Source organism: Bosea sp. ANAM02 (assembly GCF_011764485.1).
GTDB lineage: Bacteria > Pseudomonadota > Alphaproteobacteria > Rhizobiales > Beijerinckiaceae > Allobosea.
On the sequence record NZ_AP022848.1, the window covers coordinates 2,088,299 to 2,112,734 of the forward strand.

The window sequence follows — 24,436 nt, forward strand, 5'->3', positions numbered from 1 at the left end:
GCGCACGGGATGACCCGTGCTCTTTGATTCCGGTGGATGACGCCGGCGCGATCTGGCGCCGGCTCGGTTTTTGCTTTCATCTGCGCTTCCGGTGCGGTCGCTCCCCCGGCGACCTGGAGCGACGCTCCAGGCTTCCTGGCGACGATCGCGTTTGATCGTCTTTGCCCGATTCCGTGCAAAACGACGCGATCTTTGGGGGAGCACGCTGCCGATGGGCTATTTTCCGAACTGGACACTGAAAACCTCCGGCGCCGTGCTGCCGGACGAGCGGCTGCCGACCGGCCAGACGGTGATCGCCGGCCTGCAGCATGTCGTCGCCATGTTCGGCTCGACCGTGCTGGCGCCGGTGCTGATGGGCTTCGACCCGAATGTCGCGATCTTCTTCTCAGGAATAGCGACGCTGCTGTTCTTCGTGATCACGCGCGGGCAGTTGCCGAGCTATCTCGGTTCCTCCTTCGCCTTCATCGGTGTCGTCATCGCCGCGACGGGCTATGCCGGCTCCGGGCCCAATCCGAATATCGGCGTGGCGCTCGGCGGCATCATCGCCTGCGGCGCGGTCTATGCGATGATCGGCCTGATCGTACAGGGCGTCGGCACGGCCTGGATCGAGAAGCTGCTGCCCCCAGTCGTGACAGGTGCCGTGGTGGCTGCGATCGGCCTCAACCTCACTTCTGTCGCGATCAACATGATCTCGGCCAGCCCCTATACCAAGTGGATCGCGCTGTTCACGGTGATCTCCGTGGCGCTGGTCGCGGTCTATGGTCGCGGACTGCCGCAGCGGCTGCCGGTGCTGATTGGCGGGCTCGCGGCCTACATCCTCTACGCGCTGACGGCGTCGAGTTTCGGCGCGCCGACGATCGATTTCGGCAAGATCGGCGCCGCCGCCTGGTTCGGCCTGCCGCGATTCGTGGCGCCGGTCTTCGAGATGAAGGCGATCACGCTCATCGTGCCGGTGGCGATCATCCTGGTCGCGGAGAATCTCGGCCATATCAAGGGCATCTCGGTGATGACCGGGCGCAATTTCGACCACCTGATCGGCCGCGGCTTCTTCGCCGACGGGCTCGGCACCATGATCGCCGGCTCGGGCGGCGGCACGGGCGTCACGACCTATGCCGAGAACATGGGCGTGATGGCGGTGACGAGGGTCTATTCGACGCTGGTCTTCGTCGCGGCCGGCATTATCGCCTTGCTGCTCGGCTTCTCGCCGAAGTTCGGCGCGGTGATCGGCACGATCCCCGTTGCGGTGCTGGGCGGCCTCGCGGTCGTGGTCTTCGGCCTGATCGCCGCGACCGCCGGCCGGATCTGGGTCGAGAACAAGGTCGATTTCTCCGAGCCGAAGAACCTGATCACGGTGGCGACCGCGCTGATTCTCGGCGCGGGCGACCTGAAGCTGCCGATCTTCGGCTACGAGCTCGGCGGGATCGGCACCGCGACCTTCGGCGCGATCGTGCTCTATCACCTGCTGAATCGCCGTACGGCCTGACAATCCACAGCGCGGCGAAGCCTTTTTCGCCGCGCTTGAAAAAACTGTCACAGATGGGTGGACAGGGGGCGGGGCCTTTGCTACACGCCCCCTGCCTGACGCGGCCAACGCCGCTGACCGGCGGCGCTTCGTGGCGTATGGGTGATTAGCTCAGTTGGTAGAGCAGCTGACTCTTAATCAGCGGGTCGTAGGTTCGAGCCCTACATCACCCACCACGACCTCAAATTCCTGACATCGTTGAACAGATGCCTCGCCGAAGCGAGCGGCAGCCAAACGGTCTCTGCCGCCCGTCCTGCGTCAGCGGGTGAAGCTCAGCGAGCGGCGGCTAGCGCCGCGATCATGCCCGTGATGCTGTTGATCAGGATGAACTGATTGTCGACCCTGACCCAGCGCTGGCCGCGGCCCGGCGCGCGCAGATGATAGCGGTGATAATCCCGCACATAGCTATGTCGATACTGCCGGGGCAGGGCGTGCCCGCGCGCCCAGCGGTCCTTCCGGACGATGACCTTCTTGGTCACATGCTTTTCGACATGAACCGGGCCATGACGAGCCGGGCCGTGATGCGGCGCCCGGTAAGATTGGGCCAAGCTTGGCGCGATCGATCCGAGTAGAATGGCGCCGGAAATCGTCGCAACGATCATCTTTCTCATCGTATTTCTCCTGTTGTCGATGGATCCATCGTGATATTTTCTCGCTAAACGGAAGATGAACGACAGCATTAAATCTCGGTAATGTCGCGTTCATTTGGAGAAGGCTTTCGATCCACCCCTCGATCATGTTCATGGTGCGCGGGCATGCGTTCCCCATGCTGTCGCTTTGCGAATAGGCGATCGGGCTATCGTTCGCTTGAGATGATGGCGGAGCGAGCAGGATTTCGCGTTCCGGCATTCGTCCTGCCGATCCCGCCATTTCGTGGGAAAGCCCTGCGCAGTGCTGCGGCCACCGGGCCATGGGAATGCTCCACGCCTGCGGAGCAAGCCGCATTTCTCCGGGTGCGAGGGAGCTTTCGGGCTCTCGGGGCGTTGCTGTCCGAAAGGACAGGTTTCACATGATGCAAATCGCCCGAGGCCTTGCGGCCGCTCCCGGCAACACGCCGGCTATTCCAAATCCACCGCCCGAGGCCCCGCCGTTGACGCCGAGCGAGGTTCCGCCGGCCCCGCCGGTCGAAGCGCCGCCGGACGAGGAGCCGCAGGGCATCCCGACCGAGCCGCCGCCGGAACTGCCGCCGAATGCGCCGCCGGAGGCTCCCCCGGCGACGCCGATCGACCTGCCGCCGGGGCGCGATCCGCGCCAGCCGCAGGAGTAATCGCGCTCAGACCTTCGGCGCGTTGCCGGAGCCGATATCCCAGTAGAGCCCGGCCATGGCGATGAGCCCTTCGCGGGCGATGGCCGCCGGCAGGTGCTCGTCCGGGGCGTGCTGCGAGCAGCCCGGATAGGAATGCGGCACCCAGATCGTGCGCAGCTTCAGGATTTCCGCGAAGATGTCGTTCGGCAGCGAGCCGCCGAGATTGGGCAGCAGGGCCGGCTTCTTGCCGGTGCTCTCGGCGATCGAATCGATCGTGAAGCGGACCCAGGCATCGTCGGGGTCGAGCCGCGTCGCGCCGAAGCGCTCGGTTCCGGGCATGACGATCTCGACCATGCCGAAGCCGTGGCGGTCGAGATGACGGCGGAGCGCCGGGGCGACATCGCGCGGATCGATGCCGACGACGAAGCGCAAGGCGACGCGGGCCCAGGCGCTCGGCGGCACGGCGTTGACCGGCGTTTCCGGGACGCCGGACTTCATCGCCAGTACGTCGAAGGAGCACCAGCCGAAAACCTGCTCGGCGGGGGAGAGGCCGGGCTCGCCCCAGTTCGGATCGATGGTCGGTCCGTTCGGGCCGCCATCGATCTCGCAATCGGCGAGCGCGCGGCGCACGCCGTCCGGCAGTTCCTTCGGCACCCATTCATGGATGCGGATCTGGCCGGTGGGCGAGGTGATCGAGGCGATGGCATGGGCGAGCTGGATCGCCGGATCGGAGAGGATGCCGCCCCAGTTGCCGGAATGGTGGCCGCCCTCGCGGGCGGTGATCTGCAGGTCGAAGGTGATCACGCCGCGCGCGCCCAGGAAGACCGTGGGACGCTCTGCATTGAGGCGCGGCCCGTCCGATGCGATCAGGATATCGGCCTTGAGCAGTTCGGCCTCGTCCTCGCAGAGCTCGCGCAGGCCCGGCGAGCCCGATTCCTCACCCATTTCGATCAGGTACTTGGCGTTGAAGCCGAGCTTGCCGCGCGTCTCCAGCACGGCGCGCAGGCCGTTGATGTTGATGAGATGCTGGCCCTTGTTGTCGACGACGCCGCGACCGTACCAGCGGCCGTCCCGCTCGACGAGCTTCCAGGGCGAGAGGCCCTCGCTCCATTGCGCATCGAGGCCGCGGATGACGTCGCCATGGCCATAGCCGAGTATGGTCGGCAGGGCGGGGTCCTCGATACGCTCGGCATAGAGGAAGGGGCCTCGCGCCTTGGCATGGGTCAGGGTGCGGCAGGTGAAGCCGAGCGATTCGAGCAGGGGCTGCATCTCCTTGTCGAGATACGCGCCCAGCACGGGAGCGCGGTCAGGGTTCTGGCTTTCGGTGGGCATCGCGACGAGCCGGCCGAGATCGTCCTTCATCCGGCCTGAATCGAAGTAGTCCTGGGCTTTCGCGATCGCCTGCGCGCGGGTCATGGTCTTGTGGTCTCCCCAATCGGTGAGGGCACAGTGCCGGTGGACGGAAGCGAACGCCAGTGTCAAGAGAGCCGGGCGCGCCATGCCTGCCGGGCAGGGCGGTGTTGTCGATCGAAACCCACGCGGGTCATCCCGGGCGAGCGTCGCGAGACCCGGTATCCCTGCCGGAACGCCGACGATAAAGGTTCAGGCATGGATCCCGGATCGGCGCCGCTCCGCGGCTTGTCCGGGATGACGGCGCGAGGTTTTGTCGGTAGGTCCTGCTTCCGAATGTGCTCCCTTCTCGCATGACGATGATCCCGCATCCGCACCAGCTCGTCGCCCGCGACGCCATCCTGGCGGCGCGGGGGAAGGGCGCGGCCGGCTTCCTGTTGGGCGACCTCACCGGCCTCGGCAAGACGCTCTCGGCCTGGCTGGCGCTCTCGGCGATGCCGGAGGAGGAGGTGCTGGTGATCTGTCCGAAGGGCGCGATCCCGCAATGGCGGCGGACCATGGCGCTGTCCGGCCTGCCGGCGAAGCGCGTGACGCTGATGAATTTCGAGAAGACGAAATCGCTGCTCGCGCCCGTGGCCGACAGCAAGAAGCGCACGACGCGGGCGAAGAACAACGAGATCGCCAAGCATGGCCGGCCGAAGCGCGTCTGGCCGCTCGTCGTGATCGACGAGGCGCATCGCATCCGCAATCCGAACTCGCAGCAGGGGCTGGTCTGCCGGCAGATGGCGGAAGCTGCCGATTTCACGATCTATATGAGCGCGACGGCCGGCCAGTCGCCGCACGAACTGTCCTATCTCGCGGGGCTGCTGGCCAAGGCGGCCGGCATGCCCTCGGCCGATCTCGACGGTTTCCGCGTGCTGATGAAGCGATTGAAGATCGGCAGGGCCAAGGGCCGCTGGAAGAACTGGAGCTGGGAGCCGAACGAGGCCGACCGCAGGGTGATGGCCGACCTGCTCTATCGCGGTGCGAACGCCATCGGGCTGCGCCGCCGGCCGGAAGAAATCGCCGGCTGGCCGGAGGTGCAGCGCGAGCTGGCGCCGGTCGCGCTCGATACGGCCGCGCGCAAGCTCTATGACGCGACCTGGCGCGAGTTCCGCAAGGAATTGGGGCTCGCAGGCGGCTCGACGCGCAAGCCGCAGGGCTGGGCCGCCGATCTGCGCTTCCGGCAGAAAGCCAGTTTGCTCCGCATCCCCGGCACGACGGATTTCTGCGAGGACCTGCTGGGCAATGACGAGCAGGTCGCGATCTCCGTCGCCTTCCTCGAGACCAGCGCGATGCTGGCCGAGACGCTCAGGGGGCGCGGCTGGCGCACCGCCGAGATCAATGGCGAACGCTCGGGCGCGCAGAACGAGGAGACGCGCATCGCCTTCCAGACGGGGCAGCTCGATGCGGTGATCTTTACCGTGACCGAGTCGATCTCATTGCATCGCGGCGAAATGCCGGGCGGCGAGCGTGAGCGGGCGCTGGTCATCCACGACATGCGCCACAGCGCGATCCAGCTCCAGCAGATCGAGGGGCGCTGCCATCGCGACGGCCAGCACGCGACGATCTTCTATGCCTATGCCGAGGATACGGTGGAGGAGGCGATCGCCGGCACGGTGATCCAGCGCATGGCGGCGATGGAAGGGCTCGCGGGCGACGATACGCGGATGCTGGAGGCGATTGCGGGAATCGTCGAGGGGCGGGCGGCGGCGTAGCGCCTCAGTTGCGGGCGCGCTCGCCGAGTTCCCTGGCGCCCTCGACCGATGAGCCGGTGAGGCGGACGATGCTGTTCCAGACGTCGCTTGTATAGGCGCCCTGATGGACGACGGCATCGTAGCCGACGACCAGCACGATGATGATCAAAAGCAGGCGGAACACGAGGTCTCTCCTTGTAGTCGTCATCAACGTCGCTGCCCCGGCAGGGTTCCGCCGCCTCCTTCTGGGGTTTAAAACGGAAGCGGCCAAGCAATTATCTCTTGTAAAAGTGTCTTATTCCGAGATGGTGACCTAGGGGAAGAAAACGACCTGGGGATCAAGATGAAGATCATCGTTTCCGCTATTGCTGTTTTTCTCGGTTTCAGTTCGCTGGCGGGTGCCGTATCGGCGATGGAGTTAAAGGGCACGGCCATCATTCTCATCCATGGCAAGGCCGGCGGGCAGGGGCCGTTGCAGCCGCTTGCAGCCGCGCTGAAGGCGGAGGGAGCAACCGTCGCGCTGCCGCGCATGTCCTGGGTGTCAGGCTACCGCACCTATGAGCAGACCTTGGGCGAGGTGCAGGCAGCCGTGCAGCGCGCGCGGGCGGGCGGCGCTGCGCGGGTCGTGCTGATGGGGCACAGCCTCGGCGCCAATATCTCGATGGGCTATGCCGCGCGTGTCGGCGGCGTCGCAGCGGTGGTGGCGCTGGCGCCGGGGCATCGGCCGGATTTCATCGCGTCGCAGACGCAGGACAGCGTTGCCCAGGCCAAGGCAATGGTCGCGGCTGGTCGGGGACAGGAGAAGGCGCAGTTCCTCGACTTTAACCAGGGCCGGACCTTTCCGGTGACGACCACGGCTGCGGCCTATGTCAGCTTCTTCGACCCGTCCGGCCCAGCGGCCAGCGCCGCGCAGGGGAGCGGCGTGGGTGGGCCGGTGCTCTGGGTGATCGGGACCGGTGACCGGGCGGCGATGAACGACCGCGCGCCCTATTCGCGGAGGACGCGCATCGAGGTCTCGGCCGGCCACCAGGACACGCCGCGTGTCGCCGTGCGCCAGGTCATCGATTGGCTCAAGGCGCAGTAACGCCACGCGATCCGGCGGGTCTCAGCCCGCCGGCAGCAGCTCCTTCAGCCGGAAGAGCGCGATCTTCTCGACCTCGGCCAGCGCCGTCGCGGCTTCCTGCTCGGGCGTGTTCTTCAGGCGCGCGTCGAAGGCGGCGAGGATCTGGGCCTTGGTCGCCCCCTTCACCGCCATGATGAAGGGGATGCCGAAGCGGGCCTTGTAGGCCTCGTTCAGTGCCGTGAAGCGGACGCGTTCGTCGCTGCTGAGGCGGTCGAGCCCGGCGCCGGCCTGCTCCTGCGTCGATTCCGGCGTGAGCTCGCCTGCGGCGGCGAGCTTGCCGGCAAGGTCGGGATGGGCGGTGAGCAGGGATTTCTGCTGTTCGGCCGAACCCTTGCGCATGGCCGCAACCATGGCCGCGTGCAGGCTCTCCGCCCTGTCGTGGCCTGCGCCGATGCCGGCGTCATGAGCGGCCTCGGCGATCCAGGGCGAATGCTCCCAGACGCGGCCGAAGACCTCGGAGAACAGTGCCTTGGGCAGCTTCGAGGGCACATAGCCGCCCTGGGGCGGCTGCGTCCTGACCCAGTGGCGGGCGATGTCGAGCCGGGTCGCGACCCAGACTTGGGTATGGCTCTGCACATAGTCGAGGAAGCGGGCGAGGGCCGCGGCGCGGCCCGGCCGGCCGACGAGGCGGCAATGCAGGCCGATCGACATCATCTTCGGCGCGGTCTCGCCCTCGGCATAGAGCGTGTCGAACGAGTCCTTGAGATAGGTGAAGAACTGCTCGCCCGTGTTGAAGCCTTGCGGCGTGGCGAAGCGCATGTCGTTGGTATCGAGCGTGTAGGGCACGGCGAGCTGCGGCCCCTTCGGGCCGCTGAGCCAATAGGGCAGTTCGTCGGCATAGACGTCGGCGGTGTAGAGGAAGCCGCCTTCCTCCATCGTCAGCGGAATGGTGTTCTCGGAGGTGCGGCCCTGATAGCAGCCGAGCGGGCGCTCGCCCGTGAGCTCGGTCTGGATGCGGATGGCCTCAAGGATATCGGCTCGCTCGCGCTCCTTCGGCGTATCGCGATAGTCGATCCATTTCAGGCCGTGAGTCGCGATCTCCCAGCCGGCCTCCTGCATCGAGCCGACGATCTCGGGATAGCGCGCCAGCGCGCTGGCGACGGCGAAGACGGTCACCGGCATGTTGCGCTGCGTGAACATCCGCCAGAGCCGCCAGTAGCCGGCGCGGGAGCCGTATTCGTAGATCGACTCCATGTTCATATGGCGCTGGCCCGGCCAGGGTGCGGCGCCGACGATCTCTGAGAGGAAGGCCTCGGAGGCAGCGTCGCCATGGAGGATGCAGTTCTCGCCGCCCTCCTCGTAATTGATCACGAACTGGACGGCGATGCGCGCCTGGCCCGGCCAATGCGGATGCGGAGCCGCGCGGCCATAACCCTTCATGTCGCGCGGATAGGTGGTCTGGCTCATGATGCTCTAGCTGCCGCGATAGGTGGAATAGCTCCAGGGCGAGGCCAGGAGCGGGACGTGATAGCGCCCATCCGCCTCGGCGATGCCGAAGCGGACGGGCACGAGATCGAGGAAGGCGGGCTGGGGCAGGGCGGTGCCGAGGCTGCGAAAATAGGCGCCGATCGCGAAGGTCAGTTCATAGGTGCCGGGGACGAGCGCGCCGGAGAGCAGGGGCGAATCGGTGCGGCCGTCCCTGTTGGTCACGGCCTCGACCAGCCGCTCGCGCGAGCCGTCGGGGCCGAGCCGATCCAGAGTCACCGCGATGCCGGCGCCGGGGCGGCCGTTGACCGTGTCGAGCACATGCGTCGAGAGATGTCCCATGCGGTGTCCCTGACCTCCCCGGCCTGCTTCTGCGAAGTGTACGGTGCCGCGCGCGGCGATGAGTATTGGCTTTTGCGATAAGATCATGTTCCCGGATGTCAATCCGGGCGGCCGCCAGCGCGATTTCGGCGGGGACGAAAGCAGGCTATTTTGCGTGGGCCGGAGTCTCCGGCTTCCGGTTCCTTGTCCAGCTCTTCCGGAGCGCCGCGCGATGCTCGAAGCCTATCTGATGGAATGGGGCGGCATGATGCTGCGCTGGCTCCACGTCATCACGGCGATTGCCTGGATTGGAGCCTCGTTCTTCTTCATCCATCTCGACGCCTCGCTGAAGCCGGCCGAGGACATTCCGCCCGGGACCGGCGGGCGCGCCTGGCAGGTCCATGGCGGCGGCTTCTACGAGATGCGGAAATACATGGTCGCGCCAGCCGTGATGCCGGCCGAGCTGACCTGGCACAAATGGCAGAGCTACTGGACCTGGATCTCCGGCTTCTTCCTGCTGGTCTGGGTCTATTACGCCCAGTCGGAGCTCTACCTGATCGATCCGGCGGTGATGCAGCTCTCGCCTTTCGCCGCGGGCGCGATCGGCATCGCGGCGCTGGTGATCGGCTGGCTGATCTACGATCTGCTCTGCAAGTCGCCGCTCGGGAAGCATGACGTGCTGCTCGGTCTCGTCGGCTTCGGCTATGTCGTCGCGGCGAGCTGGGCCTTCGCCAACGTCTTTTCGGGGCGGGGCGCGCTGATCCATACCGGCGCGCTGATGGCGACGATCATGACCGCCAACGTCTTCTTCAACATCATGCCGGGCCAGCGGAAGGTGATCGCGGCGCTCACCGCCGGCGAGAAACCCGATCCGAAATACGGCAAGGCGGCCAAGCAGCGCTCGACGCATAACAACTACATCACCCTGCCGGTGCTGTTCCTGATGCTGTCGAACCACTATCCGGTGACCTACGCCAATTCGAGCGTGATCCCGCTGCTGGTGGCATTGGTGATCGTGTCCGGCGCGCTGATCCGGCATTTCTTCAATGTCCGGCACGGCGACCATGCGAAGTCGCCCTGGTGGTGCTGGGCCGTGGCGATCCTGGCGCTCTGGCTCGCCTTCTGGGTGGCGATGTCGTCCTCGCCCGGCGGGCGCGAGCAGCTCGGCCTCAAGGCGCGGGATGCGGCCAAGCCCGTGCTGCTGGCCGGCATGACGCTGCCGCCGGTGGAGGTCTCCAACATCGTGACCGGGCGCTGTGCGATGTGCCATGCGCCGGAGCCGTCCTGGCCGGGCATCCAGATCGCGCCGAAGGGCGTGATGCTGCACGAGCCGGAGCAGATCGCCCTGCATGCCCGCGCCATCCGGGCGCAGGCGGTGATGACCCATGCGATGCCGCCGAACAACCTCTCCGGCATAACCCCGGCCGAGCGGAAGACGCTGGCGGGCTGGCTCGCGGCGGCGCGCTGAAGCCGCCCCGCCGTCTGTTCGATGTGCTGGCAACCACGCCGTCATCCCGGGCTTGACCCGGGATCCATTCCGGAGCGCTTCCAATAAAAGGTTCAGGCATGGATCCCGGATCTCCGCTTCGCTGCGTCCGGGACGACCCGCATTCTTCCTGGCTGTGCGTTAAGCATTGATACCCGCGATATCCGCCCGGCAACCCCGCCCTTCTCCCATCCCATTTCCGCTTTCTTCAGACTGTCATCCGCTTCGTTCACGGAGGCGTGATCACGTTCAGATTCGGTTCAGGTACGCAGCGCCATGGTCCGGCCACTGACAGGGCTGGAGACAGGATCCCAGAACGGGACCGTTCGTGCCGAGGACCGTGGGGGTCCAGTTGAGACGCGTTGATGCAAGGGGCGCCGGCTACCTGCTGGCGGCCATCGGTTTCGTCGTGGCATGGGGCATCCTGTGCTGGCCCTGGCTTTCGGGGGCGGTGACGATTCCGTTCGACGCCAAGGCGCATTTCCAGGCGCAGGTGCAGTTCCTCGCCAATGCGATCCATACCGGCCAGTCGCCCTTCTGGAATCACAACGTCTTCGCCGGCTCGCCGCAGATCGCCGACCCGCAATCGCTTATCTTCTCGCCCGCGATCCTGCTCGCGCTGATCTCGCCGGAGCCGAGCTTTCGCGAGGTCGATGCCTATGTGCTGGCACATCTGCTCGTCGGCGGCCTTGCGCTTCTCATGTTCTTCCGCGATCGCGGCTGGCATCCGGCCGGCGGCCTGATGGCGGCGCTGGTCTTTGCCTTCGGTGCCTCGGCCGCCTGGCGGGTCCAGCATGTCGGGCAGGTCGCGAGCTATGCGTTCTTCGCCATCGCCTTCTGGCTGACGGCGCGGATGCTGCAGCGCTCCTCGATCCTTTCGGGCATCTTCGCCGGGCTTGCGGCCGGCATGATGGTGCTGGAGCCGGACCAGGTCGCGCTGCTCGCCGGCTACGTGCTCGTCGCAATGGTCGTGGCGCACTGGATTTCCGGCGGCTGGCCAGCCTTCAGGGCGAGCCTGCCGCCGATCACGGCCGCGAGCATCGTCGGCCTCATGGTCATCGCAATGCCCCTGCTCTGGACCTGGCTTTTCGCGGAGGCGACGACCCGGCCCGAGATCGATTTCGGCATCGCGGCGAGCGGCTCGCTGCATCCGATGTCGCTGCTCTCCGCCTTCGTCGGCGACCTGTACGGCGCCAAGGACCCGGCCGTCGAGTTCTGGGGTCCCTATGGCGATGCGCGGGTGCTCTATCTCTCGCAGAACATGGCGCAGGTCTATTTCGGCGCGCTGCCGCTGCTGTTGCTGCTGGCCCCCGGCCTGACGCGCGGCTGGCTCTGGGACAGGTCCGTGCGCCCGCTGACGCTGATGCTGGTCTTCATGGTGCTGTTCGCGATGGGCCGCTACACGCCGCTCTTCCACCTGACCTACGAGTATCTGCCCGGCGTGAAGCAGTTCCGCCGCCCTGCCGACGCGACCTTCCTGATCGGCGGCATCGCGGCGATCCTCTCGGGCTATGTGATGCATCGCATCCTGACGGCGGAGGCGGGGACCTCGTTCCGGCGGGACATGCTGATCGGGGCTGCCCTGGTCCTCGGCACGATCCTGCTCGCCCTCGTGGTCTCGCGCGACTGGGGCCATCTCGCGGATGCCTGGAAGCCGATCGTGATGGCGCTCGGGTGGTTCGCGGTCGCGGGGGGGGCCTTCTTCATCCTGCAGCGCTGGCGCGGCGCGCTCGGCACGGCGGCTGCGGCGGTTCTGGTCACCGGCGTGGTCGCCGCCGATCTCGGCGTCAATAACGGCCCGAACGAATCGACCGCGCTCTCGCCGCAGATGTACGACGTGCTGGATTCCCGCACGAAGAACGACACCATCGCGCTGCTGAAGCACCTGACCGCCCAGCCCGAAGGATCGCCGCGGCGAGACCGCGTCGAACTGCTTGGCATGGGCTTCGAATGGCCGAATGCCGGCATGGTCCATGGTTTCGACCATACGCTGGGCTACAACCCGCTGCGGCTCGAGGATTTCTCGGAGGCGGTCGGTACCGGCGACGGCATCGCCAGGCCGGCCGACCGCAAGTTCACGCCGCTCTTCCCGTCCTATCGCTGCCGGCTCGCGAACCTGCTGGGGCTGCGCTACATCGCCTCGCCGGTGCCGATCGAGCAGGTCGATCGCAATCTGGCCGCTGGCGATCTCATCCTGATCGCGCGGACGAAGCAGGGCTATGTCTACGAGAATCCGCGGGCGCTGCCGCGCGTGCAGTTCGTCGGCGGCTGGCAGTTCGCCGATTTCGAGAGCATGAAGCTCTCGGGCCGCTGGCCGGAGACCGACCCGACCCAGGCCGTCCTGCTCGATACCGAGCCGCCGGTCGCGACGCCGGAAGGCCCGGTCGCGACCCGGGCCGAGGTCAAGCTGACGCGTTATCGCAATGCCCGGGTCGAGATCGAGGTCACGACCCCGGTCGCCGGTTTCGTCGTGCTCAACGATATCTGGCATCCCTGGTGGAAGGCCGAGGTCGACGGTGTCGAAACCGAGATCCTGCGGGCCAATGTGCTGTTCCGCGCCGTGCAGGTGCCGGCCGGGACGCATAAGGTGCGCTTCAGCTTCCAACCGCTCTCGGGGGCGATCGCAGAGCTCAGGGCACGCATCGAGCCGCAAGAGCCGGACGACATGCTGCCGCCGGCACCGCGCCATGACGAGCCGCAGATCGTGACCGCGCCGGGCGAGATGCCGAAGCTGGCCGGACCGTCCGAGAGCGTGCGCAATTCGCTGGGTCTTGGCCCGAGCCAGGTTCCGTCTGCGCGCAACGGCACGGCGTCCGCGCATATCCCGGGTGACGCGATCGCGCATTGAAAAGCCGCGGAGGTGCCGCGGCTTTCAAGGAAGCGGTGTCATCCCGTGCGCGCTGCGGCATGGAATGCCGCTGCGCAGATACGGGACCGTTTGCAGGAAAAAGGCGCCCTTGCGGAGGCCATGAGAAAGGGAGCTCTATTCGTCTCGCGGTCCCGTGTCTGCGCGGCAGCGTTTCACGCTGCGGCGCGCACGGGATGACACGCTTCACGACAGCCACTCCCTGGGCAATCGCCTGAGAAAGGCTCGCTCAGGCGACGCCGAGCTTCTTCTGCAGGCTGGTCGAGGAGGTCGTGTACTGAAAGGTCAGCCGCTTATCCGGATAGACGTAGCGGTGGACCTTCTGGGCGCAGAGCGCGGCCTCGTGGAAGCCCGAGAGGATCAGCTTGAGCTTGCCCGGATAGGTGTTGATGTCGCCGACCGCGAAGATGCCGGGCACGCTGGTCTCGAACTTCTCGGTATCGACCGGGACGAGGTTCTCGTTGAGATTCAGGCCCCAGTCGGCGATCGGGCCGAGCTTCATGGTCAGCCCGAAGAAGGGCAGCATCGTATCGCAGGCGATCTCGAAAGGCTCGTTGTCGGTGCCACGGCAGACGACCGCCTCGAGCTTGCCGTCTGTGCCCTTGAGCCCGGTGACCTGGCCGAGCTTCATGTCCATCCTGCCTTCGGCGACGAGGGCGCGCATCTGCTCGACCGAATGCGGCGCGGCGCGGAAATCGTCGCGGCGGTGCATCAGCGTGACGCGGTTGGCGATGGGCTGGAGGTTCAGCGTCCAGTCGAGGGCGGAATCGCCGCCGCCAACGATCAGGATGTTGCGGCCGCGGAAGGCCTCCATCTTGCGCACGGCATAATAGACCGAGCCGGCCTCATAAGCCTCGATGCCGGGGATCGGCGGCTTCTTCGGCTGGAAGGAGCCGCCGCCGGCGGCGATGATCACGGTCTTGGTGTCGAAGACGGTGCCGGCATCGGTGGTGACGCGGAAGCGCGGCGCCTCTGCCGTACCCGTCGGCTCCACCGCCTCGATCATCTGGTTGAGATGGAAGGTCGGCCCGAACGGCTTGATCTGCTCCAGCAGATTGTCGACCAGCGCCTGGCCGGTGACCATCGGGAAGCCCGGAATGTCGTAGATCGGCTTCTCGGGATAGAGCTCGGCGCATTGCCCGCCGACCTTCGGCAGGATGTCGACGAGATGGGCGCGGATATCGAGCAGGCCGAGCTCGAAGACGGCGAAGAGGCCGCAAGGGCCGGCGCCGACGATGACGACGTCGGTGGTGATGACTTCGTTTTCGTTGGCGGCAGCCGCGTCGCTCATGTTTCTACCTTCGAGCCGGTCCAAACTGTCCGATTTAACGAACTCGCGCGGAGGACATGAGGCTTCGAAGGCCGGTTGGCAAGTGCAAAGTGAGAAATCGCGGAGGCGACCGGAGAGGGGGAAGAGTGTTCTCCTTTCCCCGGCCGCCGTAGCGGAATCAGGCCCCGGTATCGGCCTTGAGCCCCGCGGCGGCGATGCCGGCGCAGGCAGCGGCCTCGTCGTTGTCGGAGGTGTCGCCGGAGATGCCGACCGCGCCGAGCAGCGCTCCTTCGGGCGAGCGGATCAGCACGCCGCCGGGGACAGGCACCAGCGAACCGCCGACGGCATGGGTCGCGGCCTCGACGAAATAGGGCCGGTCCAGCGCCATCTTGTGCAGCGCGCGCGTGCCCATCCCGAGTGCGACCGCGCCATGCGCCTTGCCGAGGGCGATCTCGCCGCGCTTCAGGCTGGTGCCGTCCTGCGCCGCGAAGGCCTTCTGCGCGCCGCGCGCATCGAGCAGGGCGATGGCGAGCGGCTTGAAGCCGTTCGATTCGGCATGGCCGAGCGCGGTCTGGAGGATGGTCTGGGCCTGGGCGAGGGTCAGCATTTCGGAAACTCCGCTTTCGTCTGCGACGTTCTTGCCAGCCACGGGGCGCGCGGAAAAGGCCGTTCGAGCGCGCTTTCGCGCAATCGGGGCCAGCCGGCAAGCAAAACACCTTTTCCCTGCCGACTTGCATAGGACCGCCCGACAGGGCTTGATAGCGCCGCGACACGCGGAGGTTTATTCATGGGTCTGTTCAGTTTCATCAAGGAAGCCGGTGCCAAGATCTTCGGCGGCTCAGCCAAGGCGGCGACCGCCGAAGATCTGCAGAAGGAACTGGCGGGGCACGGCCTGCCTTCCGACGTCAATATCCAGATCGACGGCGACAAGGTGAAGGTCTCCGGCAAGGCGGTTTCGACGGAAGAGGCCGAGAAGATCATTCTCGCGCTCGGCAACACCACCGGCGTGGCCGAGGTCGAGTCCGACCTCGCCGTGACCAAGGAGGCTGCGGCAGCGGTGTTCTACACGGTGAAGAAGGGCGACACGCTCTGGAAGATCGCCGAGGAGCATTACGGCAAGGGCCAGGGCGCGAAATACACCGAGATTGTCAAGGCCAACACGCCGCCGGTCAAGAATCCCGACCTGATCCAGCCGGGCTGGGTCCTGCGCATTCCGCCGAAGGCCTGAGGCCTTTCCGCGACAGGGCAGCCGCGCGCCTCGTGCTCGCGGCTGCTTCTCGTTTCTGGCATCGCAAGGCGTTTCCGAACGGTGGCGCCTGAGCGATTGCCGACCTATCTCAACAGCTCGCCCGACCGGGCTGGAGTGGCCTGCCCATGATCGTGAACGACCTCGATATCGACGCCGTGAAGGCGGGCCTAGGCGACGGCTCCATCCTGCTGGTCGACGTGCGCGAGCCCCATGAATTCGCCGCGGGCCATATTCCTGGCTCGATCTCGCGCCCGCTCTCGCAATTCGATCCCGCCGACCTGCCGAACGAGCCGGGCAAGCGTCTCGTGCTCTCCTGCGCGGCGGGCGTGCGCTCGCGGCGTGCGCTCGAATTCGCGCAGTCGGCCGGGCTCGACATCGACAGCCACTATGCCGGCGGCTTCAAGGACTGGCTGATGCATGGCGAGCCGGTGACGCAGGATTGAGGCCTCAAGCCCGATCCACGCTCCAGCCGCCTGTCGACGAAGGATTCAAGACCATGCTGACCCGAGCTTTCTTCCTGAGCGCCGCATGTGCCGCCGCATTGCTGCTGGCCGCGCCCGGCGCCGGATGGGCGCAGGGCGCGGCGACGATGCCTGCCGGCAGCGCCGGCAAGGCCGCCGATGACGGCCTCCAGGCCGCGATCGTCAAGTCGAACGCCTATACCGGGCTGATGAACCGTACGCTGCGCGCCATCCAGTCCTGGGAGCGCTATCGCAGCTGGGTCGACATGAAGAAGGGGCCGACCGGCAAGGAGCGCTACATCACCTACGGGCTCTACAGTCTGTACGACGTCGCCGGCGAGATCAGGAAGGCCGAGGAGGCGATAGCGAACGAGCCGAAGCTGCCGGCGATCGACGAGACCATGGGCCGCTACATCAAGGCCTATCAGGAGCTGGCGCCGCTGATCACCAGGGCCGAGCGCTATTACGACCGCAAGGACTATCGCGACGACAATCTCGCCGAGGGCAAGAGGCTGCATGCGCTGATGGTGCCGGCAGCCATGACCTTCCTGGAGGAACGCTCCAAGCTCGACGCTCTGATGCGCGTCTACAAGCGCGGGCTCGACCAGCGTGAGCTTGCCGCCGTCGAGCAGCGCGAGGGCAAGTCGGCCCGCTGGCAGGTGCGCAACATCATGATCAATGCGCGTGCCGTCATGGACCTGATGCCGAGCAACGAGAGCCCGATCGTCGACCTCAAATCCTTCAACGCCGCTGTCGCCGACTACGCCGCCGCGATCCGCGAGATGGATGCGTTCAAGGACAAGGAGCCCAAGGGCGTGCCCTTCATCGAGAGCCAGGCCAGCTCCTGGCTCGGCAAGCTGCGCGATTTCAGCGACAAGCTTGCCAAAAGCAAGGGCGATGTCCGGCGCGGCGCGGCCAACGACGCCAACTGGATCGTCAACAACTACAACACCATGGTCTCGCTCTCGGAGACGGCCATCCGCATGTCGCGTTGAGATCGATGCGTGCCGCGCATTCCCGGCGCGTGATGGGCCGGGGCTGACGTGGCGCGTTTTATGCTCCAGTCTTGCATTGGACTGTTTGGAAAAAGAAGCCCTCATCCTGAGGAGCCGCGCCAGCGGCGTCTCGAAGGATGCTCCAGGAGGCTCCGGAACCATCTGGAGCATCCTTCGAGACGCAAGCCTTCGGCTTGCTCCTCAGGATGAGGGCTCGGCAGTTTCCGGATCGGCTTTCAGACCAAACTGAGGATATGCCTCATGCGTCCCATGAAATTCGGTTTCGGCCAGCCGGTGCGGCGGGTCGAGGATCAGCGCCTGACCACCGGCACCGGCCGCTATACGGACGACATCGCCGCCGACGGCGCCCTGCACGCCTTCGTGCTGCGCTCGCCTTACGCCCATGCCCGCTTCGCCGTCGCGGATGTCGAGACAGCCCGCAAGATGAAGGGCGTCAAGCTCATCCTGACCGGCACAGATGTCTCCCAATACGGCGACCTGCCGTGCAAGGGCCATGTGAAGACGACCTCCGGCGAGATGTCGCAATCGCTGCCGGTCCCGGTGCTGCCGACCGATACGGTCCGTCATGTCGGCGAGGCCGTCGCCTTCATCGTCGCCGAGACGCTGGCGCAGGCGCGCGACGCGGCCGAGGCGATCGCGATCGACTGGGACCCGCTGCCGGCTGTGACCGGCATCGCCGAAGCGTTGGAAGCGGATGCGCCGCAGGTCTGGCCCGACCGGAAGGGCAATGTCGCCTTCGAGGCCGAGCAGGGCGACCGTGAGCGGACCGAGAAGGCCTTTGCCAAGGCGGCGCGCACCGTTTCGCTCACCGTCATCAACAACCGGCTCGCCTCCAACTACATGGAGACGCGGGCCTGCATCGCCGAATACGACAAGGCCGAGAAGCGCTGGACCCTGACGCTGGGCAGCCAGGGCAGCCACGGCATGCGCGACCTGATCGCGACCTATGTGCTCAAGGTCGACCCCAAGCGGATCCGCGTGGTGACGCCCGATGTCGGCGGCGGCTTCGGCACCAAGATCTTCCTCTATCGCGAATACCCGCTGGCGATGATCGCGGCCGAGAAGCTGAAGCGGCCGGTGCGCTGGGTCGCCGATCGCAACGAGCACTTCCTCGCCGATACCCATGGCCGCGCCAATCTCGCGACGGCGACGATGGCGCTCGACGCCAGGGGCAAGTTCATCGGCCTGAAGGTCGATCTCTCGGCCGAGATGGGCGCGTATCTGTCGCAGTATGGGCCCTTCATCCCCTGGGTCGGCACCACGATGACGCCGGGCTGCTACAACATCCCGGCCGTGCATGTCGTGTTCAGGGGCGTGCTCACCCACACCACCCCGGTCGACGCCTATCGCGGCGCCGGCCGGCCCGAGGCCGCCTATCTGATCGAGCGGCTGGTCGATGCGATCGCGCGCGAGACCGGCAAGACGCCCGATGCGGTGCGCGCCCAGAATTTCGTCAAGCCGACGGAGATGCCGCACAAGACACAGACCGGCCCGGTCTACGATTCCGGCGAGTTCGAGGGCCATATGCGTCGCGCCATGGAGGTCGCCGACTGGAAGGGCTTCAAGGCCCGCCAGAAGGCCTCGGCCAAGGCCGGCAGGATTCGCGGTATCGGCATGGCCAGCTATATCGAGGCCTGCGGCGGCGGGGGGCCGGAGAGCTCCACGGTCATTCTTGAAAAAGACGGCACCGTCACGGTGCTGATCGGCACGCAGTCGAACGGGCAGGGGCATGAGACGGCCTATTCGCAGCTCGTCTCGCAACATCTCGATATCCCGATGGACCGCATCCGCGTCGTGCAGGGCGATACCGACCGGGTCGAGACCGGCTCCGGCACCGGCGGTTCGCGCTCGATTCCGGTGGGCGGCGCGGCGCTCGACAAGGCGACGGGCATCCTCACCGACAATCTCAAGCAGCTCGCCTCCGAGAAGCTCGAGGCGGCGGTGGGCGATCTCGAGATCACTGACGGCGCGGTCCGTATCGTCGGCACCGACAAGGCGCTCGACCTTGCCGCCATCGCGGCGCTGCCCGGCGCGACGCCGGCCATGCTGAAGGTTCACCAGAGCTGGCAGCCGCCGGAGGCGACCTATCCGAACGGCACCCATGTCTGCGAGCTGGAGATCGACCCCGGCACGGGCGGCACGGAAATCCTCAACTATGTCGTGGTCGACGATTTCGGCGTGACGCTGAACCCGCTGATGCTGCAGGGCCAGGTCCATGGCGGCTCGGCCCAGGGCATCGGGCAGGCGCTGATGGAGGAAATCCGCTTCGATCCGGACGGGCAGATGCTGACCGCGACCTTCATGGACTATGCCCTGCCGCGCGCCGTCGACATCCCGAACTTCCATTTCGAGACGCGCAATGTCCGCTGCCTGACCAACGCTATCGGGGTGAAGGGCGCGGGCGAGGCCGGCGCCATCGGCGCCTGCCCGGCGGTGATGAACGCGGTGGTCGATGCGCTCGACCGGGCAGCCGGCATCAAGGCGATGGACATGCCGGCGACGCCGCTCAAGGTCTTCACGGCGCTGAAGCAGGCCGGGTATCGGCTTTGATGCAAGAATGGGCTTGCGGTGACGCAAGCTCCTTCACGCAAAAGCGACTTGGCTGTCGCGTGATCATCGTTTGATCTGGACAAGTTTAAAACAGCGCCGTCAGGCGCGAACTTGTCTTTGAGGGGAACTGAATGATCCGCACCGCTCTCGTTCTTGCCGGCCTCGGGCTTGGCCTCACCGCCGTGATGGCGCAGTCGAATCCGATCGCGGAGCGCAAGGACGCAATGAAGGCGGTCGGCGCGGCGACGCGGGAGGGCGCTGCCATCGCCAAGGGCGAGGCCGCCTTCGACGCGGCCAAGGCGCAGGCGATCTTCAAGACCTATGCCGATGCGGCCAAGAAGATGCCGACCCTGTTCCCGGATTCCTCCAAGACCGGCGGCGAGACCACGGCCGCCCCGAAGATCTGGGAGGACCAGGCCGGGTTCAAGGCGGCCTTCGCCAAATTCGAGACCGATGCGGCGGCCGGCGCGAGCGTCGCGAATCTCGACGGTTTCCGCACCGCCTTCGGCGCGGCGACCAAGAATTGCGGCACCTGCCACGAGGTCTACCGCATCAAGAAGTGATCGGCCTGGCGGTTGGTTCGGAGAGCGGGCGCCAGCGATGGCGGCCCGCTTCTTCGTGAGCGCCTCGGCATCTCCTGCGCCGTTCCCCTGCCGTCATGCTCGGGCTTGACCCGAGCATCTCGTAACACGGAGCTTCTGGAGCCACTTCCTGCCGGAGATTCTCGGGTCTGCGCTTAGCTTCGCCCGAGAATGACGACACGGCATCGCCGGATGCCAAGACGCAGTCTGGAATTGCTGCGTTTTCAGGGTTGCCGATGCGAGGCCGGCCCGTCCAATCTGTCGACCTGCCGACGGGAGACCTCGATGCTGTTGCTGCGCCGCCTTTTTGCGACCCTCGTCCTGCTTGCGGTCCTGGGCCTGGCGGGCTTCTACGTACTGACCGATCCGCGCGTGGTTTCGCCCTCGCCGGAGATCGGCGCGCTGCCGGCGGCGGATGTCGAGAACGGCAAGGTGCTGTTTTCGGCCGGCGGCTGCACCTCCTGCCACGCGACGCCCGGACAGGACGACAAGCTCCGGCTCGGCGGCGGGCTCGCGCTGGAATCGCCCTTCGGCACCTTCCATGCGCCGAACATCTCGCCGCATACGCGCGACGGCATCGGCAATTGGGGCGTGCAGGATTTCGTCGATGCGATGGCGGCGGGCGTCTCGCCTTCCGGGCAGCATCTCTACCCGTCCTTCCCCTACACCTCCTATCGCTTGATGCCGCCGAAGGCGCTGGCCGATCTCTTCGCCTATATCCGCACCCTGCCGCCGGTCGAGGGCAAGGCGGCTCCTCATGACCTACGCTTCCCCTTCAACATCCGCCGGGTGGTCGGCGGCTGGAAGCTGCTGTTCTTCGAACGCGCGCCCTTCCGCCCGGATCCGAGCAAGAGCGAGGCCTGGAATCGCGGCGCCTATCTCGTCAATGGCCCCGGCCATTGCGCGGAATGCCATTCCAACCGCAATGCGCTCGGCGCCGTCGTCGCCGCGACCCGCTTCGCCGGCGGGCCGGATCCGGAGGGCAAGGGCTGGGTGCCGAACATCACCCAGTCCGAGAAAGGGCTGGCGAAATGGTCGAAGGAGGAGATCGCCGAATTGCTGAAGACCGGCTTCACCCCAAGCTTCGACAGCGTCGGCGGCTCGATGGCCGCGGTCGTGCGCAATACCGCGCAACTCCCCGAGACCGACCGCATGGCGATGGCGGAATACCTGAAATCGCTGCCGGCCATCGAAGGGCCGGCGCGCCCGCAGGCCAAGGCGCCGTGACGCGTCGGGCAGAAAGATGTGATTCAAAGCCCTCATGGTCGATGTCGATGGCGTCGTGATCATGCATCCCGATCCGCAAGGCTGGTCGGCGCACCTGGAACGAGACCTCGGCCTGTCGACGGCGCTGTTGCAGTCGGCATTCTTCGCGCCGCATTGGCACGACATCGTCCTGGGGCGCGCGGGCCTGCGGGAGCGTCTCGCGCCGGTGGCGGCGCTGCCGCCTATTCCATCACCGCGGCCTTGAGGATGCAGACCATCAGGGCGGTGCCGGGTTCGTTGCCGACGCAGCGGACGACGTGGCGGCGGTCGCAGCGATAGCGCAGGGTCTCTCCCGCCTTGGCGCGCTGGATGATGTCGCCGACCTCGACCTCGAATTCGCCGGATGTGACCGAGAGCGATTCGATCGAGCCGCGCTGATGGCCCTCGGAATCGAGCTCGCCGCCGGGCTCGGCGCTGACCTCGTACCATTGCAGCCACTCGACCGTCTTGATCCAGCCGACGATGGCCAGGCGCAGCTTGCCGTCCTCCGAGACGAGGATCGGCGTGTCGGCGCGGGTGGTCTTCTCGATGAAGGGCTCTTCCTCGCCGCTGGAGAGGACGCGCTCGATCGAAATGTCGAGCGCCTGCGACAGCCGCCAGATCGTCGCCAGCGTCGGGTTGGTTTCGTTGCGCTCGATCTGGCTGATGATCGACTTGGCGACGCCGGACTGCTCGGCCAAATCGGAGAGCGAGAAGTTATAGGCCTTGCGCAGCCGCTGGATGGTCTTGCCGAGCTGGCCGGAGATGACCTGAGCCCCGGATTCAAGCTCCCGCCCGCCGCGCTCCTTGGTCTCGATACCCATCCGTCCGGCCCCTTTTCGACTGTGGCGTCGTTTGTAACGGCGGACGATCGTTTGAACAAGCGAACTGTGCCGGGCGCGGAGCCGGCGGTTCGCTCATCCTCAGGTCATGCGGCTGGGGCCGACCTCGCGCTGCTCGCGGCGGGCGAGGCCGAGCTGGCGCTCGCGCAGGATGACATAGATGCCGGACACGATGACGATGGTGGCGCCGATCAGGATCGCCAGCGCCGGCCATTCGCCGAACCAGAACCAGCCGATCGCGACGGCCCAGAGCATCGTCGAATATTCGAAAGGCGCGATCAGCGAGGCGTCGCCATAGCGATAGGCCTGCACGATCAGGATCTGGCCGAGCCCGCCGAGGATGCCGATCAGGACCATCATCGCCGCATCCTGGAGGTTGGGCGTGTTCCAGCCGAGCAGGATGGTCGAGAGGCCGAGCAGGCTGGTCAGCAGCATGAAATAGAAGACGATCGCGCCGGTGCGCTCGGTCGCGGTCAGGAGCCGCACCTCGACCGAGGCGAAGGCCGAGCAGAACGCGCCGGCCAGCCCCAGCATGGCCCCGAGCGCAGCATTGCCGCCGACGGGATGGGCGCCGGCGCCCAGATGCGGCGAGAGCATGATGAGCACGCCGACGAAGCCGATCGTCACCGCGCTCCAGCGATAGATGCGGACGCGCTCCTTCAGGACGAGCGCCGCCAGCACCACGACGGCGAGCGGCGCTGCATAACCGATCGCGACGGCCTCCGAGAGCGGCAGGAACTGCAGGGCCGCGAAGCCGCAGAACATGCCCGTCGAGCCCATGATGCCGCGCTTGAGATGGCCGCGCAGGTTGCTGGTCTTCAGGGCCGCCGGCAGTTCCGAGCGCCAGGCCAACCAGATGAGCAGCGGGATCATCGCGAAGAAGGAGCGGACGAAGACGATCTCGCCGGTCGGATAGCGGGTCGAGATCGACTTGATGCCAGCCGACATCAGCGTGAAGGCCAGCGCCGAGACCAGCTTGAGGGTGATGCCGAGAAGAGGGGACAAAGCGCGCGGCCGGAACAGGGGGACGGTTTCGAGCGAAACCGTCGCTCCTTAGAGCATGTCGAACCCGGGAAGCGAAGCGTGAACTCTGCAACCCGGATAGGCCATTGGTGCGGGAGCGGGGTGGGCGGAAGCCGAAACGCCGTCATTCCGGGGCATTGCGAAGCAATGAGCCCGGAATCCAGAATCGCTGCGCTCGGTCGTGAAGCAGACCGATCGCGCCAGCGTTCTGCGGGTGCGGCATCGGTTCTGGATTCCGGGCTCGGGCCTTCTCCCCGCCCCGGAATGACGATGCGGGGAGGCGCGCGGCCTCAGAACGTACCGCGGAAGGAGCCGCCGTCGATCAGGAAGTTCTGGCCGGTGAGGTAGCCGGCATGGGCGCTGGCGATGAAGGCGCAGAGCTTGCCGAACTCGTCAGGCGTGCCGAGGCGCCCGGCGGGGACCGCGGCGAGCCGGCGCTTTACCGCTTCGTCCATGCTGATGCCCTGCATCTCGGCGGCCTTGGTGGTCGCGACCTTGATCCGGTCGGTGTCGAACACGCCGGGCAGGATGTTGTTGATGGTGACGTTGGCATGGGCCACCTCGCGGGCGACGCCCGAGAGGAAGGCGGTGAGGCCGGCACGCGCGGCCGAGGAGACGTCGAGCCCGGTCAGCGGCGTCACGACGCTCGCCGAGGTGATGTTGACGATGCGGCCGAAGCCGCGCTCGACCATGCCGTCGATGACGCGCTGCACGAGCTCAAGCGGGGTCGCCATGTTCTGGACGACGCCTTCGAGCAACCCGTCGCGCGTCACCTGGCGGAAGGGCTTGGGCGGCGGGCCGCCATTGTTGTTGACGAGGATGTCGGGATTGGGCGCCGCCGCCAGCAGCGCATCCTGACCGGCCCTGGTCGAGACGTCGGCGACGACGGCGACGACGGTCGCGCCGGTCGAAGCGCGGATCGCGGCGGCGGTCGCTTCAAGCGTGCTGGCGTCGCGGCCGTTGATGACGACGGTGCAGCCGGCCTGCGCCAGCGCTTCGGCGCAGCCGCGGCCCAGCCCCTTGCTGGAGGCGCAGACGATGGCCGTACGGCCGGCAATTCCCAGATCCATGGTGTTCTCCGATCAGCGACGCAAACTGCGAGGCGCATAGCCTGAGCACGGATT

Annotated in this window: 23 protein-coding genes and 1 tRNA gene; 14 read left to right on the top strand and 10 right to left on the bottom strand. The window is 66.6% G+C overall.

Annotated features, from left to right (window positions below; all coding sequences use genetic code 11):
• Positions 1-211: 211 nt before the first annotated feature.
• Together OCUBac02_RS10035 and OCUBac02_RS10040 are read left to right on the top strand one after the other, a co-directional pair.
• The gene (locus tag OCUBac02_RS10035; protein WP_173045336.1) at positions 212-1,483 is read left to right on the top strand and encodes a solute carrier family 23 protein; all 1,272 of its coding nucleotides are present in this window, start codon (positions 212-214) and stop codon (positions 1,481-1,483) included.
• Between the two features lie 139 nt (positions 1,484-1,622).
• Positions 1,623-1,698, top strand: a tRNA-Lys gene (locus tag OCUBac02_RS10040).
• Positions 1,699-1,794: 96 nt separating this feature from the next.
• Here OCUBac02_RS10040 and OCUBac02_RS10045 read toward each other — a convergent pair.
• Positions 1,795-2,202, bottom strand: a complete 408-nt coding sequence (locus OCUBac02_RS10045; RefSeq protein WP_465247768.1) for an RcnB family protein — start codon at positions 2,200-2,202, stop codon at positions 1,795-1,797.
• A gap of 329 nt (positions 2,203-2,531) precedes the next feature.
• Between OCUBac02_RS10045 and OCUBac02_RS10050 the strand changes: the two genes are divergently transcribed.
• Entirely contained in the window at positions 2,532-2,789 is a 258-nt protein-coding gene (locus OCUBac02_RS10050; RefSeq protein WP_173045338.1) for a hypothetical protein, read from the top strand.
• Between the two features lie 6 nt (positions 2,790-2,795).
• Here the strand turns inward: OCUBac02_RS10050 and OCUBac02_RS10055 are convergent, their stop codons facing one another.
• Positions 2,796-4,184, bottom strand: a complete 1,389-nt coding sequence (locus tag OCUBac02_RS10055) for a M20 family metallopeptidase (protein ID WP_173045340.1) — start codon at positions 4,182-4,184, stop codon at positions 2,796-2,798.
• A gap of 287 nt (positions 4,185-4,471) precedes the next feature.
• Here OCUBac02_RS10055 and OCUBac02_RS10060 point away from each other — a divergent pair, with 287 nt between their 5' ends.
• A complete protein-coding gene (locus OCUBac02_RS10060) occupies positions 4,472-5,875 on the top strand; it encodes an SNF2-related protein (RefSeq protein ID WP_173045342.1) in 1,404 nt (467 codons plus the stop codon).
• 4 nt (positions 5,876-5,879) lie between these two features.
• Here OCUBac02_RS10060 and OCUBac02_RS10065 read toward each other — a convergent pair whose 3' ends face one another.
• A complete protein-coding gene (locus tag OCUBac02_RS10065; protein ID WP_173045344.1) occupies positions 5,880-6,038 on the bottom strand; it encodes a hypothetical protein in 159 nt (52 codons plus the stop codon).
• A 159-nt stretch (positions 6,039-6,197) separates the two neighbouring features.
• On the opposite strand from OCUBac02_RS10065, the gene OCUBac02_RS10070 reads away from it, so the two are divergent.
• Positions 6,198-6,938, top strand: a complete 741-nt coding sequence (locus tag OCUBac02_RS10070; RefSeq protein ID WP_173045346.1) for an alpha/beta fold hydrolase — start codon at positions 6,198-6,200, stop codon at positions 6,936-6,938.
• A 21-nt stretch (positions 6,939-6,959) separates the two neighbouring features.
• Here OCUBac02_RS10070 and puuE read toward each other — a convergent pair whose 3' ends face one another.
• Positions 6,960-8,384: an allantoinase PuuE gene (gene puuE, locus OCUBac02_RS10075; protein WP_173045348.1), complete on the bottom strand. Its 1,425-nt coding sequence runs from the start codon at positions 8,382-8,384 to the stop codon at positions 6,960-6,962.
• Positions 8,385-8,390: 6 nt separating this feature from the next.
• Entirely contained in the window at positions 8,391-8,744 is a 354-nt protein-coding gene (gene uraH, locus OCUBac02_RS10080) for a hydroxyisourate hydrolase (protein ID WP_173045350.1), read from the bottom strand.
• A gap of 211 nt (positions 8,745-8,955) precedes the next feature.
• Between uraH and OCUBac02_RS10085 the strand changes: the two genes are divergently transcribed.
• On the top strand, positions 8,956-10,191 hold the full coding sequence (locus tag OCUBac02_RS10085; protein WP_173045352.1) for a urate hydroxylase PuuD: 1,236 nt from the start codon (positions 8,956-8,958) through the stop codon (positions 10,189-10,191).
• A 370-nt stretch (positions 10,192-10,561) separates the two neighbouring features.
• Entirely contained in the window at positions 10,562-13,057 is a 2,496-nt protein-coding gene (locus tag OCUBac02_RS10090) for a hypothetical protein (RefSeq protein WP_173045354.1), read from the top strand.
• 247 nt (positions 13,058-13,304) lie between these two features.
• On the opposite strand, the gene OCUBac02_RS10095 is transcribed toward OCUBac02_RS10090, so the two are convergent.
• Entirely contained in the window at positions 13,305-14,366 is a 1,062-nt protein-coding gene (locus tag OCUBac02_RS10095; RefSeq protein ID WP_173045356.1) for an NAD(P)/FAD-dependent oxidoreductase, read from the bottom strand.
• 157 nt (positions 14,367-14,523) lie between these two features.
• Positions 14,524-14,952, bottom strand: a complete 429-nt coding sequence (locus OCUBac02_RS10100; RefSeq protein ID WP_173045358.1) for a GlcG/HbpS family heme-binding protein — start codon at positions 14,950-14,952, stop codon at positions 14,524-14,526.
• 180 nt (positions 14,953-15,132) lie between these two features.
• Here OCUBac02_RS10100 and lysM point away from each other — a divergent pair, with 180 nt between their 5' ends.
• The 7 genes from lysM to OCUBac02_RS10135 all read left to right on the top strand — a co-directional run bounded on the left by lysM (position 15,133) and on the right by OCUBac02_RS10135 (position 21,673).
• The gene (lysM, locus tag OCUBac02_RS10105; protein ID WP_047577782.1) at positions 15,133-15,573 is read left to right on the top strand and encodes a peptidoglycan-binding protein LysM; all 441 of its coding nucleotides are present in this window, start codon (positions 15,133-15,135) and stop codon (positions 15,571-15,573) included.
• Between the two features lie 146 nt (positions 15,574-15,719).
• On the top strand, positions 15,720-16,037 hold the full coding sequence (locus tag OCUBac02_RS10110) for a rhodanese-like domain-containing protein (RefSeq protein WP_047577780.1): 318 nt from the start codon (positions 15,720-15,722) through the stop codon (positions 16,035-16,037).
• A gap of 53 nt (positions 16,038-16,090) precedes the next feature.
• Positions 16,091-17,050 carry a YiiG family protein gene (locus tag OCUBac02_RS10115; protein WP_244639151.1) on the top strand — a complete coding sequence of 320 codons (960 nt, stop codon included), beginning with the start codon at positions 16,091-16,093 and terminating at the stop codon, positions 17,048-17,050.
• Positions 17,051-17,311: 261 nt separating this feature from the next.
• Positions 17,312-19,621 carry a xanthine dehydrogenase family protein molybdopterin-binding subunit gene (locus OCUBac02_RS10120; RefSeq protein WP_173045360.1) on the top strand — a complete coding sequence of 770 codons (2,310 nt, stop codon included), beginning with the start codon at positions 17,312-17,314 and terminating at the stop codon, positions 19,619-19,621.
• A gap of 131 nt (positions 19,622-19,752) precedes the next feature.
• Positions 19,753-20,184, top strand: a complete 432-nt coding sequence (locus tag OCUBac02_RS10125) for a c-type cytochrome (RefSeq protein ID WP_173045362.1) — start codon at positions 19,753-19,755, stop codon at positions 20,182-20,184.
• 309 nt (positions 20,185-20,493) lie between these two features.
• Positions 20,494-21,429, top strand: coding sequence for a c-type cytochrome (locus tag OCUBac02_RS10130; protein ID WP_465247780.1), 936 nt, complete (start codon positions 20,494-20,496; stop codon positions 21,427-21,429).
• A 34-nt stretch (positions 21,430-21,463) separates the two neighbouring features.
• Complete coding sequence (locus OCUBac02_RS10135) at positions 21,464-21,673, top strand: hypothetical protein (RefSeq protein WP_173045366.1); 210 nt, start codon at positions 21,464-21,466, stop codon at positions 21,671-21,673.
• On the opposite strand, the gene OCUBac02_RS10140 is transcribed toward OCUBac02_RS10135, so the two are convergent.
• The 3 genes from OCUBac02_RS10140 to OCUBac02_RS10150 form a co-directional block, all read right to left on the bottom strand.
• Positions 21,651-22,271 (bottom strand): helix-turn-helix domain-containing protein, encoded by a 621-nt coding sequence (locus tag OCUBac02_RS10140; protein WP_047580928.1) that lies wholly within the window; start codon positions 22,269-22,271, stop codon positions 21,651-21,653. The genes OCUBac02_RS10135 and OCUBac02_RS10140 overlap by 23 nt on opposite strands.
• A gap of 99 nt (positions 22,272-22,370) precedes the next feature.
• On the bottom strand, positions 22,371-23,294 hold the full coding sequence (locus OCUBac02_RS10145; RefSeq protein WP_173045368.1) for a DMT family transporter: 924 nt from the start codon (positions 23,292-23,294) through the stop codon (positions 22,371-22,373).
• A 308-nt stretch (positions 23,295-23,602) separates the two neighbouring features.
• Positions 23,603-24,382, bottom strand: coding sequence for an SDR family oxidoreductase (locus OCUBac02_RS10150; RefSeq protein WP_173045370.1), 780 nt, complete (start codon positions 24,380-24,382; stop codon positions 23,603-23,605).
• Positions 24,383-24,436 lie beyond the last annotated feature (54 nt).

What these genes read in the sequence shown, in the direction of transcription:
- OCUBac02_RS10035 (WP_173045336.1), top strand. Translation starts at nt 212, where the DNA reads ATGGGCTATTTTCCGAACTGGACACTGAAAACCTCCGGCGCCGTGCTG.
- OCUBac02_RS10045 (WP_465247768.1), bottom strand. Translation starts at nt 2,202, where the DNA reads ATGCTGTCGTTCATCTTCCGTTTAGCGAGAAAATATCACGATGGATCC.
- OCUBac02_RS10050 (WP_173045338.1), top strand. Translation starts at nt 2,532, where the DNA reads ATGATGCAAATCGCCCGAGGCCTTGCGGCCGCTCCCGGCAACACGCCG.
- OCUBac02_RS10055 (WP_173045340.1), bottom strand. Translation starts at nt 4,184, where the DNA reads ATGACCCGCGCGCAGGCGATCGCGAAAGCCCAGGACTACTTCGATTCA.
- OCUBac02_RS10060 (WP_173045342.1), top strand. Translation starts at nt 4,472, where the DNA reads ATGACGATGATCCCGCATCCGCACCAGCTCGTCGCCCGCGACGCCATC.
- OCUBac02_RS10070 (WP_173045346.1), top strand. Translation starts at nt 6,198, where the DNA reads ATGAAGATCATCGTTTCCGCTATTGCTGTTTTTCTCGGTTTCAGTTCG.
- puuE (WP_173045348.1), bottom strand. Translation starts at nt 8,384, where the DNA reads ATGAGCCAGACCACCTATCCGCGCGACATGAAGGGTTATGGCCGCGCG.
- uraH (WP_173045350.1), bottom strand. Translation starts at nt 8,744, where the DNA reads ATGGGACATCTCTCGACGCATGTGCTCGACACGGTCAACGGCCGCCCC.
- OCUBac02_RS10085 (WP_173045352.1), top strand. Translation starts at nt 8,956, where the DNA reads ATGCTCGAAGCCTATCTGATGGAATGGGGCGGCATGATGCTGCGCTGG.
- OCUBac02_RS10095 (WP_173045356.1), bottom strand. Translation starts at nt 14,366, where the DNA reads ATGAGCGACGCGGCTGCCGCCAACGAAAACGAAGTCATCACCACCGAC.
- OCUBac02_RS10100 (WP_173045358.1), bottom strand. Translation starts at nt 14,952, where the DNA reads ATGCTGACCCTCGCCCAGGCCCAGACCATCCTCCAGACCGCGCTCGGC.
- lysM (WP_047577782.1), top strand. Translation starts at nt 15,133, where the DNA reads ATGGGTCTGTTCAGTTTCATCAAGGAAGCCGGTGCCAAGATCTTCGGC.
- OCUBac02_RS10110 (WP_047577780.1), top strand. Translation starts at nt 15,720, where the DNA reads ATGATCGTGAACGACCTCGATATCGACGCCGTGAAGGCGGGCCTAGGC.
- OCUBac02_RS10115 (WP_244639151.1), top strand. Translation starts at nt 16,091, where the DNA reads ATGCTGACCCGAGCTTTCTTCCTGAGCGCCGCATGTGCCGCCGCATTG.
- OCUBac02_RS10120 (WP_173045360.1), top strand. Translation starts at nt 17,312, where the DNA reads ATGCGTCCCATGAAATTCGGTTTCGGCCAGCCGGTGCGGCGGGTCGAG.
- OCUBac02_RS10125 (WP_173045362.1), top strand. Translation starts at nt 19,753, where the DNA reads ATGATCCGCACCGCTCTCGTTCTTGCCGGCCTCGGGCTTGGCCTCACC.
- OCUBac02_RS10135 (WP_173045366.1), top strand. Translation starts at nt 21,464, where the DNA reads ATGGTCGATGTCGATGGCGTCGTGATCATGCATCCCGATCCGCAAGGC.
- OCUBac02_RS10140 (WP_047580928.1), bottom strand. Translation starts at nt 22,271, where the DNA reads ATGGGTATCGAGACCAAGGAGCGCGGCGGGCGGGAGCTTGAATCCGGG.
- OCUBac02_RS10150 (WP_173045370.1), bottom strand. Translation starts at nt 24,382, where the DNA reads ATGGATCTGGGAATTGCCGGCCGTACGGCCATCGTCTGCGCCTCCAGC.